This is a genomic window from Bradyrhizobium sp. STM 3557 (genome assembly GCF_045571465.1).
Lineage (GTDB): Bacteria > Pseudomonadota > Alphaproteobacteria > Rhizobiales > Xanthobacteraceae > Bradyrhizobium.
This window is the reverse complement of the sequence record NZ_CP120697.1, coordinates 3,982,533-3,995,937: the sequence shown is the minus strand read 5'-3', so window position 1 is coordinate 3,995,937 and position 13,405 is coordinate 3,982,533. Positions and strand designations below refer to the sequence as shown.

Annotated in this window: 13 protein-coding genes; 5 read left to right on the top strand and 8 right to left on the bottom strand. The window is 64.0% G+C overall.

The genetic code is table 11. The annotated features are described in order from the left end of the window. Positions 1-93: 93 nt before the first annotated feature. Positions 94-312: a DUF6894 family protein gene (locus P6U24_RS18120; protein WP_407153899.1), complete on the bottom strand. Its 219-nt coding sequence runs from the start codon at positions 310-312 to the stop codon at positions 94-96. Positions 313-558: 246 nt separating this feature from the next. Between P6U24_RS18120 and P6U24_RS18115 the strand changes: the two genes are divergently transcribed. Next, complete coding sequence (locus tag P6U24_RS18115; RefSeq protein WP_407153898.1) at positions 559-810, top strand: hypothetical protein; 252 nt, start codon at positions 559-561, stop codon at positions 808-810. A 95-nt stretch (positions 811-905) separates the two neighbouring features. Here P6U24_RS18115 and P6U24_RS18110 read toward each other — a convergent pair whose 3' ends face one another. Together P6U24_RS18110 and P6U24_RS18105 are read right to left on the bottom strand one after the other, a co-directional pair. Beyond that, positions 906-1,037, bottom strand: coding sequence for a hypothetical protein (locus P6U24_RS18110; RefSeq protein ID WP_407153897.1), 132 nt, complete (start codon positions 1,035-1,037; stop codon positions 906-908). Between the two features lie 138 nt (positions 1,038-1,175). Further along, positions 1,176-1,361 (bottom strand): hypothetical protein, encoded by a 186-nt coding sequence (locus P6U24_RS18105; RefSeq protein ID WP_407153896.1) that lies wholly within the window; start codon positions 1,359-1,361, stop codon positions 1,176-1,178. 172 nt (positions 1,362-1,533) lie between these two features. Here P6U24_RS18105 and P6U24_RS18100 point away from each other — a divergent pair, with 172 nt between their 5' ends. Beyond that, a complete protein-coding gene (locus tag P6U24_RS18100; RefSeq protein ID WP_407153895.1) occupies positions 1,534-1,989 on the top strand; it encodes a DUF4142 domain-containing protein in 456 nt (151 codons plus the stop codon). 21 nt (positions 1,990-2,010) lie between these two features. Here P6U24_RS18100 and P6U24_RS18095 read toward each other — a convergent pair whose 3' ends face one another. Next, a complete protein-coding gene (locus tag P6U24_RS18095; protein ID WP_407153894.1) occupies positions 2,011-2,310 on the bottom strand; it encodes a hypothetical protein in 300 nt (99 codons plus the stop codon). 275 nt (positions 2,311-2,585) lie between these two features. Between P6U24_RS18095 and P6U24_RS18090 the strand changes: the two genes are divergently transcribed. Together P6U24_RS18090 and P6U24_RS18085 are read left to right on the top strand one after the other, a co-directional pair. After that, positions 2,586-8,882: a HAMP domain-containing protein gene (locus tag P6U24_RS18090; protein ID WP_407153893.1), complete on the top strand. Its 6,297-nt coding sequence runs from the start codon at positions 2,586-2,588 to the stop codon at positions 8,880-8,882. 14 nt (positions 8,883-8,896) lie between these two features. Then, a complete protein-coding gene (locus P6U24_RS18085; protein WP_407160505.1) occupies positions 8,897-10,393 on the top strand; it encodes an HWE histidine kinase domain-containing protein in 1,497 nt (498 codons plus the stop codon). Positions 10,394-10,497: 104 nt separating this feature from the next. Here P6U24_RS18085 and P6U24_RS18080 read toward each other — a convergent pair whose 3' ends face one another. Next, complete coding sequence (locus P6U24_RS18080; protein ID WP_407153892.1) at positions 10,498-11,058, bottom strand: type 1 glutamine amidotransferase domain-containing protein; 561 nt, start codon at positions 11,056-11,058, stop codon at positions 10,498-10,500. A 206-nt stretch (positions 11,059-11,264) separates the two neighbouring features. On the opposite strand from P6U24_RS18080, the gene P6U24_RS18075 reads away from it, so the two are divergent. Next, positions 11,265-11,585, top strand: a complete 321-nt coding sequence (locus P6U24_RS18075) for a hypothetical protein (protein WP_407153891.1) — start codon at positions 11,265-11,267, stop codon at positions 11,583-11,585. A gap of 205 nt (positions 11,586-11,790) precedes the next feature. On the opposite strand, the gene P6U24_RS18070 is transcribed toward P6U24_RS18075, so the two are convergent. The 3 genes from P6U24_RS18070 to P6U24_RS18060 form a co-directional block, all read right to left on the bottom strand. Continuing rightward, positions 11,791-12,600: a hypothetical protein gene (locus P6U24_RS18070; RefSeq protein WP_407153890.1), complete on the bottom strand. Its 810-nt coding sequence runs from the start codon at positions 12,598-12,600 to the stop codon at positions 11,791-11,793. Positions 12,601-12,768: 168 nt separating this feature from the next. Further along, positions 12,769-13,005 (bottom strand): hypothetical protein, encoded by a 237-nt coding sequence (locus P6U24_RS18065; protein WP_407153889.1) that lies wholly within the window; start codon positions 13,003-13,005, stop codon positions 12,769-12,771. A 15-nt stretch (positions 13,006-13,020) separates the two neighbouring features. Continuing rightward, on the bottom strand, positions 13,021-13,263 hold the full coding sequence (locus P6U24_RS18060) for a hypothetical protein (RefSeq protein WP_407153888.1): 243 nt from the start codon (positions 13,261-13,263) through the stop codon (positions 13,021-13,023). Positions 13,264-13,405 lie beyond the last annotated feature (142 nt).

The following is a 13,405-nucleotide window of genomic DNA, read 5'->3' as shown; positions in this document are numbered from 1 at the left end:
GGGCGCGCTCCTTGTCCCTCGGCAACTCTTCAGCCTTGCGCCGGACAATGCCTTGATCGGAATGTGCCATGAACGTGTTGCTCCGCAGTATGATTAGTGGAGGATATCGAGCGGGATGCGGCAGATCTCGTCGCCGTCGTCGTTGGTGACGAGTACTGAAAAGTCCCGATTGCGCAGGTCAGGACGTTCGCCGAGCAGCCGCCGCGCCAATGCGTCCGCAGAGTCCATCGCCACGATGTCGTCGGGCAATTCAGCTCCGCCTTCGTCAGCGACAGTTCTGGAATCGATCAGATCGAAGTGATAGAAAGGCATCAACGGCTCCTGGACATATGTTGCTGCGATCGCCCCCGGCCGTCACACGTGCTGTGGCGGCCTAACGCGACGCCGCAACGATCAGGAGAGACGCCTTGCGATGCAAATTGTTCCGAGCGATGGCTAGCAGTTGCTCCTAAGTCCTTCCTTCTCATGTGCACGTTTTGAGGTGTAGCTGATCCTCTTGGTGGTCGCTTTTTGCATTTGCAAAAGCCCAGCTTCGAGGCAGTGATTCGAGGCAGTGAGATGATCGCGGACAAATTCAACTCACGCACTCTGGCCGCCATGAACGCAGCCCTTGACCGAGCCTGCGCGCGGGTACCTGACGGAGAAGATCACGCCGTTCGCAAGCGCGCCGCGAAAGAGATCGTTCGCTGCGCTTCAAGCGGAGAGACCGCGTTGGATGCGCTTATCGCTGCCGGCGAACGCGGGCTCGCGGGCCGCGCGACAGCGACGGCGCTGCTTCCTCGCCGGTCGCGCCGCCTCGCCTTGCATTGAGCGGCGCATGCGGCAGAATCAGAACGCTCGCAGCGCCATTCTGCCAACTGCCGTACTTTGGCAAGGGCGGCACATCGAATGTTGGTCTCGGAACACTAGATCCGCGTCACCGGCTGCGGAAGCGCGTAGTTGGCTGTCTTGACTTGGCGGATTGTGGTGATCGTCGCGGCCGCGGAGGCAATGCCGAAAGCCAGAAGCAGCGCAACCAGAACCAATCGTGGGGCCATGCGATATTCCTCCTTTCGGCACGAACTCTCGGGTGGATTACTCCAAGGTTGATACGACCGCGCAGCGGCAGGTCCGCAACACATCTCGGTTGAGGGGTACCCTCATATTCATTCGTACCGTGCGCGTGTCGCTTGTCGTCACGATCGTGCCGGCATTGGATCGACCGGGGGCACTTCGCCATCCAGCCAGTCTTGCTCGTCGGCCAGCGCGGTCCATCCTCGCGCCATTCGCACATAGCGTCTGTAAGCCGGTTCACCTTCGGCGCGCTCGGCAAGTTGAAGACAATTGTCTGCGTTTTTCCGCAGGAGGTCTGACTGTTTCATGCAGTTGACGTGGGAGCTCCGTCACAAAGCTCAACACCCTTACCGGATATTAATCTTTGCGGGAACCTCCATGCGAGTTGTCGGTTGAAATGCGATGCGACGTTTCGCGGCCACAAGATGTCTGATGTTCGGCTGTTTGCTAATTGCCTGCACAATGGCGAGAGCCGAGAGCATGTCAGACGCTAACACTCACCCCGTCCCTACAGCGGCGGACGTGATCTCTCAACTCTATCAGTTCGACCTGTTCCAGCAGAATGCCGTGGAGCGCACCGATGGTGCACCCTCGAGCGACGTGCTGATGACCGCGGCTGCGCGGGCTGACGCGGCCGCCAAGCGCGACAAGATCCTGGCAGAGCTGCAACGGCAGACCGGGACCGAGATCCCTGCACAGCACAAGGCAGCTGCGATGCGCGCCCACAGCATCGACGCCGTGGACAGCACCGAAGGGCCGGCGTATGTGCGCCAATTCTACGCTGCACAGCTTGCCGAATACGAGCTGGCGGTTGCTCTCATCGAGCGATACCTGCAGTCTCCTGATAACGAGGACGTCAGGAGCTTTGCTGCGGCTCAGTTGCCAGCCCTGCTGACCGAGCTCGCCGACACCAGGAACGCGCTGGCCGACAAGTGATCGACCGGCTGCGATGACAATTTACCTTCCATTCGGCGGCTTGTGCTGCTGATCGAGCGGCATGACGTTCTTATCGCTCTCCGGCATCTTGTCCAATCCCTGGTCGCCATTGGCGTCGCTACCACCGGAGCTTGAGGTGCCGCTGCCACTACGGGTCGGCTTCATGGAGCTTCCTGTGGTCGGCGATGTCCCTGGCGTGGCCGAACTCGCGGCCGGATCGCCGCTCACGGCGCCCCGTCCGCTCGCCCCGCCGGACTGCGCAAGTGCCGTTCCGGAACAGAGCATAAGCGCGGCAACGACTGCTGCTTTGATGACTTTCATGGCGAGATCCCTTCGCTTCCCCGATAAAGCCGGTGAGCGGCTCTCGTTCCCTGGAGCGTCAGTCAGCTTCCCAGAAGGCAATTTGGCATTGCAAAAAACTTCTTCGCTGGTCCGAGGAACCGGTACTGGCTCGTCGAGTTACCGTTCTCGGGCCCGGTGGCGCGGGTTCCACCTGTTGGAGCATCTGCTTCTGCTTGATTTGGCAAGTGGGCAAAGCTTCTATGCCAATGGTCTGCGCTGCAGATTCTGGCGATCGAGGCACGTGGGGGACGATTATGAGCGATCTCGAGTCCGGCGCGTCGTCGCCGCCGTTGCGGCAGGCTCCTCCGCGCAATGGCAATGGCACAGGTCAAGCGGACTCGCAGCAGGACCTGCTCCACGCTCTGCAGGCGATGCGCTCCGGCGACTTCTCGGTACGGATGAGCGGGGATTACCTCGGCATTGAGGGCAAGATTGCCGATACGTTCAACGAGATCATCGCCGCAAACGAGCGGATGGCCCAGCAGCTGGAGCGTGTCGGCCAGGTCGTGGGCCGCGAGGGCAAGACGAGGCAGCGCGTCAAGTTCGGTCTCGCCAGCGGCTCCTGGGCTGACATGGAAGGTTCCGTCAACACTCTGATCGACGACCTGCTCTGGCCCACGCGCGAGGTGACCCGCGCCGTAGCCGCAGTTGCGCAAGGCGACCTACTGCAGACGGTCAAGCTCGACGTCGACGGCCGACCGCTGGGCGGCGAGTTCCTGCAATCCGCCAACATCGTCAACACGATGATCAAGCAGCTCAGCGTGTTCACCTCGGAGGTGACGCGCGTGGCGCGCGAGGTGGGCACCGAAGGCAAGCTCGGCGGCCAGGCCCAGGTGCCGGAGGTGACCGGCGTCTGGAAGGACCTGACCGAGAGCGTCAACTCGATGGCCAACAATCTGACCGGTCAGGTCCGCAACATTGCCGAGGTGACGATCGCAGTCGCCAATGGCGACCTGTCGAAGAAGATCACGGTCGACGTCCGTGGCGAGATCCTGCAGCTCAAGGAAGCCATCAACACGATGGTTGATCAGTTGCGCTCGTTCGCGGCCGAAGTGACGCGTGTGGCGCGCGAGGTCGGCACCGAGGGCCGGCTCGGCGGCCAGGCCGTGGTGCCCGGCGTCGGCGGCACCTGGAAGGACCTCACCGACAACGTCAACCTGCTCGCGGCGAACCTGACCACGCAGGTGCGCAACATCGCCGAGGTGACGACCGCAGTGGCGCGCGGCGACCTCTCCCGCAAGATCACCGTCGACGTGAAGGGCGAAATTCTCGAGCTGAAGAATACGATCAACACCATGGTCGACCAGCTCAACGCCTTCGCCGGCGAAGTGACGCGCGTGGCGCGTGAGGTCGGCACCGAGGGCAAGCTGGGCGGCCAGGCCCAGGTGCCAGGCGTGGCCGGCACCTGGAAGGATCTGACCGACAACGTCAATTTCATGGCCTCCAACCTGACGGCCCAGGTCCGCAACATCGCCGACGTCGCTACCGCGATCGCCTCGGGCGACCTCTCCAAGAAGATCACCGTGAACGTGTCGGGCGAAATCCTTCAGCTGAAGGAAACGCTGAATACGATGGTCGACCAGCTCAACGCCTTTGCCGGCGAAGTCACGCGCGTCGCCCGCGAGGTTGGCACCGAGGGCAAGCTCGGTGGCCAGGCTTTGGTGCGCGGGGTCGCCGGCACCTGGAAAGACCTGACCGACAGCGTCAATTCGATGGCCGGCAATTTGACCGCCCAGGTCCGCAACATCGCCGAGGTGACGACCGCGGTCGCCAATGGCGACCTCTCCAAGAAGATCACGGTCGACGTTCGCGGCGAGATCCTGGAGCTGAAGGACACCATCAACACGATGGTGGACCAGCTCAACGCCTTCGCCGGCGAGGTGACACGCGTCGCCCGCGAAGTCGGCACCGAGGGCAAGCTCGGTGGTCAGGCACTGGTGCGCGGGGTCGCCGGCACCTGGAAGGACCTCACCGACAGCGTCAACTCGATGGCCTCCAACCTCACCGGTCAGGTCCGCAACATCGCCGAGGTCGCGACCGCGGTGGCGAAGGGCGACTTGTCCAAGAAGATCACCGTCAACGTGTCAGGCGAGATCCTTCAGCTGAAGGAAACCCTGAACACGATGGTGGACCAGCTCAACGCCTTCGCCGGCGAAGTGACGCGCGTCGCCCGCGAGGTCGGCACCGACGGCAAGCTCGGCGGCCAGGCAGAGGTGCCCGGCGTCGCCGGCACCTGGAAGGACCTCACCGACAGCGTCAACTCCATGGCCGGCAACCTGACGGCCCAGGTCCGCAATATCGCCGAAGTGGCGACGGCGATCGCCAGCGGCGACCTATCGCGCAAGATCACCGTCGACGTGCGCGGCGAGATCCTGAGCCTGAAGGAGACGCTGAACACGATGGTCGACCAGCTCAACCGCTTTGCGGGCGAGGTGACGCGCGTGGCGCGCGAGGTCGGCACCGAAGGCCGCCTGGGCGGTCAGGCCAACGTGCCCGGTGTCGCCGGTACCTGGAAGGACCTCACCGACAGCGTCAACTCCATGGCCGGCAACCTCACGGCCCAGGTCCGCAACATCGCCGAGGTCACCACCGCGGTGGCGCGCGGCGACCTGTCGCGCAAGATCACCGTCGACGTGAAGGGCGAAATTCTCGAGCTGAAGAACACCATCAATACGATGGTGGACCAGCTCAACGCCTTCGCTTCCGAAGTGACGCGCGTGGCCCGCGAGGTCGGCACCGAAGGCAAGCTCGGCGGCCAGGCCGAAGTGCCCGGCGTCGCCGGCACCTGGAAGGACTTGACCGACAACGTCAACTTCATGGCGTCGAACCTGACGGCGCAGGTCCGCAACATCGCCGATGTTGCCACCGCGATCGCCAGCGGCGACCTGTCGAAGAAGATTACGGTCGATGTGCGCGGCGAGATCCTGCTGCTCAAGGACACCCTGAATACGATGGTCGAGCAGCTGCGCTCCTTCGCGGCCGAAGTGACGCGCGTGGCGCGCGAGGTCGGCACCGAGGGCCGCTTGGGCGGCCAGGCCGTGGTGCCCGGCGTCGGCGGCACCTGGAAGGACCTCACCGACAACGTCAACCTGCTCGCGGCGAACCTGACCACGCAGGTCCGCAACATCGCCGAGGTGACCACGGCGGTGGCGCGCGGCGACCTGTCGCGCAAGATCACGGTCGACGTGAAGGGCGAAATTCTCGAGCTGAAGAACACCATCAACACGATGGTGGACCAGCTCAATGCCTTCGCGGGCGAAGTGACGCGCGTCGCACGCGAGGTCGGCACCGAAGGCAAGCTCGGCGGCCAGGCGCAGGTGCCCGGTGTGGCCGGCACCTGGAAGGACCTGACCGACACCGTGAACTTCATGGCCGCCAACCTGACCGAACAGGTCCGCGGCATCGTCAAGGTGGTGACCGCGGTCGCCAATGGCGACCTGAAGCAGAACCTCACCGTGAAGTCCAAGGGCGAGGTCGCGGCGCTCGCCGACACCATCAACAACATGACCGAGACGCTCGCGACCTTTGCCGATCAGGTCTCCAGCGTCGCCCGCGAGGTCGGCGTCGAGGGCCGGCTTGGCGGCCAGGCCAACGTGCCGGGCGCCGCCGGCACCTGGAAGGATCTGACCGGCAACGTCAACCTGCTGGCGGCGAACCTGACCTCTCAGGTGCGTGCGATCGCCGAAGTGGCAACCGCCGTGACCAAGGGCGACCTCACTCGTTCGATCCAGGTCGACGCGCGCGGCGAAGTCGCCGAGCTCAAAGACAACATCAATACGATGATCACCAATCTGAGGCTCACGACGGACCTCAATACCGAGCAGGACTGGCTGAAGACCAATCTCGCCAAGTTCACCAACATGCTGCAGGGCCAGCGCGACCTGACCACAGTCGGCCGCCTGCTCCTGACCGAACTGACGCCGCTGGTGAACGCGCATCGCGGCGTGATCTACCAGGTCGAGAACGAGTATTCGCCGCAGCTGCGTCTGCTCGCATCCTATGCCGATGACGGCATCTACCCCCACCGACAGCTCGTTCAGTTCGGCGAAGGCCTTGTCGGCCAATGCGCAGCCGACAAGCGCCAGCGGCTGGTCGGCGATATCCCCTCCGACGCCGTCCCGGTCGGCTCGGCCCTGATACGGATGGTGCCGAAGAACCTCGTGGTGCTGCCGGTGCTGTTCGAGAACCAGGTCAAGGCGGTGATCGAACTTGCCTCCTTGAGCGCGTTCACGACATCGCAGATGACCTTCCTCGAGCAGCTCACCGATTCCATCGGCATCGTGCTCAACTCGATCGAGGCCACGATGCAGACCGAAGGCCTGCTCAAGCAGTCCCAGCAGCTCGCCGCCGAGCTGCAGGCCCAACAGCGCGAGCTGCAGCAGACCAACGAGCAATTGGAGCAGAAGGCGCAGCAGCTCGCCGAGCGCAACGTCGAGGTCGAACGCAAGAACCAGGAGATCGAGCAGGCCCGCCGCGCGCTGGAGGAAAAGGCCACCGAGCTTGCGCTGACCTCGAAATACAAGTCCGAATTCCTCGCCAACATGTCGCACGAGCTGCGCACGCCGCTCAACTCGATCCTGATCCTCGGCCAGCAGCTCACCGAGAACCCGGACGGCAATTTGACCGGCAAGCAGGTCGAGTTCGCCCGCACCATTCACGGTGCCGGCACCGACCTCTTGAACCTGATCAGCGACATCCTCGATCTTTCCAAGATCGAGTCGGGCACGGTCACCGTGGATGCCGAGGAAATTCTCACCGCGAACCTGCTCGAGACGGTTGGCCGTCCATTCCGCCATGAGGCCGACAACCGGCAGCTTGCGTTCAATATCGAGGTCGATCCGAACCTCGCGCGCAGCATCGTCACCGACTCCAAGCGCCTGCAGCAGGTGCTGAAGAACCTGCTGTCGAACGCCTTCAAGTTCACCGCCGAAGGCGGCGTGCGTCTGAAGGTGGCTGCGGCGCTTGGCGGCTGGAGCGCGGAGCACCCGGTCCTCAACACCGCGCCGGCCGTGATCGCCTTCGAAGTGTCGGACACCGGCATCGGCATTCCGCAGGAGAAGCAGAAGCTGATTTTCGAGGCCTTCCAACAGGCCGACGCCGGCACCAGCCGCAAATATGGCGGCACGGGCCTTGGCCTTGCCATCAGCCGCGAGCTCGCCAACCTGCTCGGCGGCGAGATCCATCTGAAGAGCTCGCCCGGCACGGGCTCGACCTTCACGCTCTATCTGCCGCTGAAATATACCGGCCCGACAGTGTCGCCGCGCATCAGCGCGCCCTCGCCTCAGCCGCCCGCACTGGTCCCTGCCCTGCAGCAGGTCGTGCCGGCCGAGCGCGTCGCCGAGCAGCTTCCGGACGATCGCCTCAACCTGAACGCCGGCGACACCATTCTGCTGATCGTCGAGGATGATCCGCATTATGCACGCGTGCTGATCGACCTCGCACGCGACAAGGGCTTCAAGGTGCTGGTCGCCGGCCGGGGCGCCGAGGCGCTCGACCTCGCCAAGCAATATCAGCCGGCGGCGATCTCACTCGACGTGTTCCTGCCGGACATGCTGGGCTGGACCGTGCTGAGCCAGCTCAAGCACAACCCGCTGACGCGGCATATCCCCGTGCAGATCATCACGCTCGATGAGGATCGGCAGCATGCGCTGGCCCGCGGCGCCTTCTCTTTCGTCAACAAGCCGACGACCACCGAGGGCGTCAGCGAGGCGCTGACGCAGATCAAGGAATACGCCAAGCCACGGCGCAAGCGGCTTCTGATCGTCGAGGACAACGTGGCCGAGCAGCTCTCGATCCGCGAGCTGCTCGACCACGACGATATCGAGATCGTGGCAGCCGACACGGGCGCCGGCGCGCTGTCGATGCTGCGCGAGATGCCGTGCGATTGCGTCGTGCTCGATCTGCGGCTGCCGGATATGAGCGGCTTTGAGGTGCTCGACCAACTCCGCGCGGACACCTCCCTGTCCAACGTTCCGGTCGTTGTGTTCACCGGCCGGGAGCTGTCCGCCGAAGAGGACGCGGAGCTTCACACGATGGCGCGCAGCATCGTCGTCAAGGGTGTGGAATCGCCGGAGCGCCTGCTCGACGAGACCGCGCTGTTCCTGCACCGTGTGATCACGGAACTTCCGGCCGAAAAGCAGCGCATGCTGGAGAAACTCAACAGTTCCGACGAGGATCTCATCGGCAAGACCGTGCTATTGGTCGACGACGATGCGAGGAACATCTTCGCGCTCTCCAGCGTGCTCGAAAGGCGCGGCATGAAAGTACTCACCGCGACGACCGGCAGCGAGGCCATCGATCTCGTCGAGTCCAACCCGACGATCGCAATCGTGCTGATGGACATCATGATGCCGCAGATGGATGGGTATCAGACCATTGGCGTTATCAGGCAGAACCCGTCCTTCGCCCGCCTCCCGATCATTGCGCTTACGGCGAAGGCCATGAAGGGAGACCGCGAAAAGTGCTTGGAAGCCGGCGCCTCCGACTATCTGGCCAAGCCAGTCAACACCGAGCAGCTGCTGCTTGCGATCCGCATGTGGCTGCATCGCTGAACGGCCCGCCGATGATGGAACATGAAAAAGTAAACATTCTCCTGGTCGACGATCAGCCGGCCAAGCTTTTGGCCTATGAGGTCATCCTCAAGGAACTCGGCGAGAATCTGGTGGTCGCGACCTCCGGACGCGAAGCGCTGGAAATTTTGCTGAAGACCGAGATCGCCGTGATCCTGGTCGACGTCTGCATGCCGGAGCTCGACGGCTTCGAACTGGCGGCCATGATCCGCGAGCATCCCCGATTTCAGAAAACGGCGATCATCTTCATCTCGGCAATTCAGGTCAGCGATCTCGACCGCCTGCGCGGCTACGAGATGGGCGCGGTCGATTACGTTCCGGTGCCGGTCGTCCCGGAGGTGCTGCGCGCCAAGATCCGGGTGTTTGCCGAGCTCTATCGCAAGACCCGACAATTGGAACGCCTCAACAGCGAGCTCGAGGATCGCGTCCGCGCGCGTACTGCCGAGCTGGAGCGTTCAACCCAGCAGCTCGTCGAGAGCGAGCAGCGCCGCAGCATGGCGATTGCCGCCGGCAGGATGGGATCCTGGGATTGGGATGGGCTGAACGGGGACTGGATGTGGGACGAAGGCCAGTACCGCATTTTTGGCGTCGATCCCGCAAGTTTCGAGCTGACCTCCGCCAATATCGCTGCGCTGCTGCATCCGGACGATGTCGATCGCGTCAAGGACGTGATCGCGGAGTTCGGCAGAGGCGCTCGTTCCTATGAGGCCGAATTCCGCATCAATCGGCCGGACGGCGAGCAACGCTGGTGCGTCAGCACGGCGGCCGCAACTGTCGACAGAGGCGGCCGCGTCATCCGCGTCAGCGGCGTCACCGTCGATATCACGGAACGCAAGCGTGCGGAGGAACGCCAGAACCTGCTGACACGCGAGGTCGACCACCGCGCCAAAAATGCACTCACCTTGGCACAGTCGATCGTCCGTTTGACGCGGGCGGACAGCATGCAATCCTACGTCGACGCCGTCGAAGGCCGCATCAATGCGCTGGCGCGGGTTCACACCATCCTTTCGCTGTCGAGCTGGCAGGGTGCGGAAGTCGGCAAGCTCGTGGCTGAGGAGCTCGCGCCCTACGCCACCGCCGGGCAGGTTCGCTTTGAAGGCGCGGAGGTGCAGTTGCAGCCCGCCACTGCGCAGAGCCTGGCGCTGGCTTTGCACGAGCTCGTCACCAACTCCGCCAAGTATGGCGCGTTATCCGTGCTGCCCGGCCAGCTCGCAGTCACCTGGACCATCGAGAACGACCGGCTCGATCTGATCTGGGTCGAGACCGGAGGGCCGCAGGTGTGCGAGCCGACCACGCGCGGCTTCGGCACCCGCAGCCTGATGGCGAGCGTGGAGAACCAGCTTGGCGGCCAAGCCCTGTTCGACTGGCGACCGGAAGGCTTGATCTGCCGCTTGCTGGTGCCATTACGGCGCGATGCTGCCGCGCCCGAGGTCGGCAAGGACACCTACCGCGCCGAGGCCGACGACGCGCAGCTGCAGCGCGTGTGCGGATAGTCGGTTCCTTTCGCTCGGCGCGGCGGAGGTCCACGCGGCCGCAACTGGCGTCGACGATTCAACGAAGATAGGACCTCTGACGCTGGCGGCACCCTCGATATCGCTCAGGCCGCGCTGCGCTGGGTATGCCGGCCTTCCTTCACTTCTTCGATGATCTTGGCGCTGAAGGCCTCGAGATCTCCGGGATTGCGCGAGGTGATGACGCCCTGATCGACCACGACCTCGGCGTCCTCCCACTTCGCGCCGGCATTGGTGACATCGGTCTTGATCGATTTGTAGGAGGTCATCTTGCGTCCCCTGGCGATGCCGGTCTCGATCAGGAGCCAGGGTGCGTGGCAAACCGCCGCCACCACCTTCTTCGCCTCGAAGATGTCCTTGATGAATTTCAACGCCTTCGGCTCTACGCGCAACAAATCCGGATTGATCTGTCCGCCCGGCAACACGACGGCATCGTAGTCGGCGGCGGAAGCCTTATCGAGCGTCTTGTCGACTTTGACCGGACGTCCCCAATCCTTCTTGTCCCAGCCCTTGATCTCGCCGGAGGCGAGCGAAACGATCTCGACCGTGGCACCGGCGTCCTTCAGCCGTTGGCGCGGCACTTCCAGCTCGGACTGCTCGAACCCATTGGTGGCCAAAATCGCGATCTTCTTTCCTTGCAGATCCATTCGCGTGCTCCTCGCTGACCGTGGTGGCGATCAATCGAGCAGCGCCGGCTTCGTTCCAGGGCGTTGCCGCTGGTCGCCATTTGCAGATTTGACCGTACCGCTCTGGTGCTCCTGGAACCCCGCGTCGATGCCCGTCGTTGAGGAACACGCGGGGTGGTGCCGTTCCGACGATGCCTGATTCAGGCATGCAGACGGCTCCAAGAGGGATGACGAAGCTGGAGTTCATCGTGCCCTACGCTTTGTTTGAAAAAGACGAGCAACTGACCCGCCCTTTTCGCACCGAGCGAGAGGTGTGGGAGGCGGCCGAGCGAGCCGACCTGGTGGTCGCTGGAACGCATGGCGAAAAAATTCTCGATAACAACTTCGAGATCAAACCCTGCGAAGCGACTCCGGAAGAGCTCGCCGCGACAACACGTTCGGAGATCCTGTTTTCTGATCCATCACCCGAGGAGATGCCGCCCGCGAACGGCTCTCATGGGTCGAAATCGGCCCCATCCAAGATTGCGGCCAGGGACCGATCGTCATGATCGGAGCAGAGAGGTAGGCTCCGGCGGACCTCGGCCGGCCAACGCAACGTCGACCGGCACCAGCAGTTAGCGACCGCCGGTCCGGCACCGGATCTGCATGACCTCGGCGTCGCTCGGGGGGCTCGTCCCTATCCAGTTTCGTAGCTAGGGAACCAAAAACCGGGGTGCATGCACCCCGGTTCGAAAGCTACGCGACCGGATCAGGTCAGTAGCAGGCGCGTGGATCGACCGCGACGTACTGGCCCGAGGGATAGCGGTAGTAGCAGTTGCCCTGCGCGAGGTAATAACCGGGGCGCGACGCCGCCGTGGCTCCTGCGATCGCGCCGGTTGCACCGCCGATCACGGCACCGGCTGCCGCGCCGCTCGCACGCCCGGTCAGCAGGCCACCAAGCACGCCGCCGACGATGGCACCCCCGACCGCGCTGGCGCCGGGATCCGGCGGAGGCGGCGCCGGCTCGTAGGCCACCGGCGGAGGCGGATCGGGGTCATAGGCGGCCTCAGGTGCATAGACCACATCATCGGCATAATCTTCGGAGACATAGGTCGGCGGGCCATCCATCGGCTCCGGATAATAGTACCAAACGCCGCCAACATCCCACCACCACCCGTCTCGGCCGCCGTGCACCTCATGTCGCCATCGCCCTCGCTCCCAGCCGATCCGGCCACGATAAGGATGACCGCCGAAACTGTGCGCAACGATGGCCCCGTGCGTGAAGCGCGCATCGGGACCCCGCCCTACCATGGGAGCCGGATGTCCCGGGGCCGCGGCACGGAAGCCCCCGGCAGGCCCGCCGCCCGGATGGGCCACAACCGGTGCGGTCGGATGAACCGCAAGCGGTCCACCGGGACGACCGCCCGGAGGAGGTCCGGGCCGGGTGGCTGGCGCCGCGCCACGCGGGCCAGAGGGGGGTGTTCCGCCCGGGCTGGCATGCTCCTGAGCCTGTGCGGACAGCGATACTGCCGCCAGCAAGGACACCATCGGCACCACGAATTTCGCTCGGCTGAATGCAGTCATTCTGCCCCCCCACATGAAACGCCGTGCCGAAGCACCTGAAAACGGAAGCCATTGTCATGGCGATCGGACATCGGAGCAACACGACAGACGGCCCGAGCCGGTTACAAATCGGTAAGATCGCGACAATTTTGCGGTCGACGCGGTCTGTGGTAGCGGGCCGGCGCGCCGTCAACGCGCCGGCTCAATCGTGTTGCAATTGGTCCGGCCTGACATCAGACAATCCTGCAGCCGGCTTGCCGAGGTCAGACTATGCGCGAGCCACAAGCCGAAGCCGAGCATGGCTGCGGCGATCAACAGCCCAGCGATCGCGCCTCGCCGGCTGGGATTGACGTTGGGTTGGACAGGCGTGGACCGACCCGACTCGGACCCAGTCGGCTCGGACTGACCGGATGCGGGATCGGCCATCGCGCCCGCTCCCCGTCAAACCGGTCGTCGGGCGACTGGCTCCTTCTGCCGAACCCCGACCGCCGGGATCTCCGGCTGCACCCGGGTACAGCTGGTCACCCAGACAATGCGCTGGCATTGCCACTCCGCGCCCAGGACGCCGCTCGCAACGGTCACGGGACGCGCAAATACGGCGGTCATGATGCAGGCTCCGGCAGCCAGCGCTGCCGCTGCAACGGCGAGCGCAAGGCGTCTGCGCTGCGACGGTGAAGAGGTCATGCCGGTTCTCCTTTGAAAAAGCGCATGATGCAGAATAAAGCCGCGCCGCGCTTATTCCTGTGAGTCGGATCACAACCGGCCGACCACCATCACGTGACGGGTGGCTTAAATAAAGATTTGCGAACGGCTTGCAAGCATCTCA

Excerpts from the sequence above, each read along its gene's own strand:
- P6U24_RS18120 (WP_407153899.1), bottom strand. The coding sequence starts at position 312 with ATGCCTTTCTATCACTTCGATCTGATCGATTCCAGAACTGTCGCTGAC.
- P6U24_RS18115 (WP_407153898.1), top strand. The coding sequence starts at position 559 with ATGATCGCGGACAAATTCAACTCACGCACTCTGGCCGCCATGAACGCA.
- P6U24_RS18110 (WP_407153897.1), bottom strand. The coding sequence starts at position 1,037 with ATGGCCCCACGATTGGTTCTGGTTGCGCTGCTTCTGGCTTTCGGCATT.
- P6U24_RS18105 (WP_407153896.1), bottom strand. The coding sequence starts at position 1,361 with ATGAAACAGTCAGACCTCCTGCGGAAAAACGCAGACAATTGTCTTCAA.
- P6U24_RS18100 (WP_407153895.1), top strand. The coding sequence starts at position 1,534 with ATGTCAGACGCTAACACTCACCCCGTCCCTACAGCGGCGGACGTGATC.
- P6U24_RS18095 (WP_407153894.1), bottom strand. The coding sequence starts at position 2,310 with ATGAAAGTCATCAAAGCAGCAGTCGTTGCCGCGCTTATGCTCTGTTCC.
- P6U24_RS18090 (WP_407153893.1), top strand. The coding sequence starts at position 2,586 with ATGAGCGATCTCGAGTCCGGCGCGTCGTCGCCGCCGTTGCGGCAGGCT.
- P6U24_RS18085 (WP_407160505.1), top strand. The coding sequence starts at position 8,897 with ATGGAACATGAAAAAGTAAACATTCTCCTGGTCGACGATCAGCCGGCC.
- P6U24_RS18080 (WP_407153892.1), bottom strand. The coding sequence starts at position 11,058 with ATGGATCTGCAAGGAAAGAAGATCGCGATTTTGGCCACCAATGGGTTC.
- P6U24_RS18075 (WP_407153891.1), top strand. The coding sequence starts at position 11,265 with ATGACGAAGCTGGAGTTCATCGTGCCCTACGCTTTGTTTGAAAAAGAC.
- P6U24_RS18070 (WP_407153890.1), bottom strand. The coding sequence starts at position 12,600 with ATGACTGCATTCAGCCGAGCGAAATTCGTGGTGCCGATGGTGTCCTTG.
- P6U24_RS18065 (WP_407153889.1), bottom strand. The coding sequence starts at position 13,005 with ATGGCCGATCCCGCATCCGGTCAGTCCGAGCCGACTGGGTCCGAGTCG.
- P6U24_RS18060 (WP_407153888.1), bottom strand. The coding sequence starts at position 13,263 with ATGACCTCTTCACCGTCGCAGCGCAGACGCCTTGCGCTCGCCGTTGCA.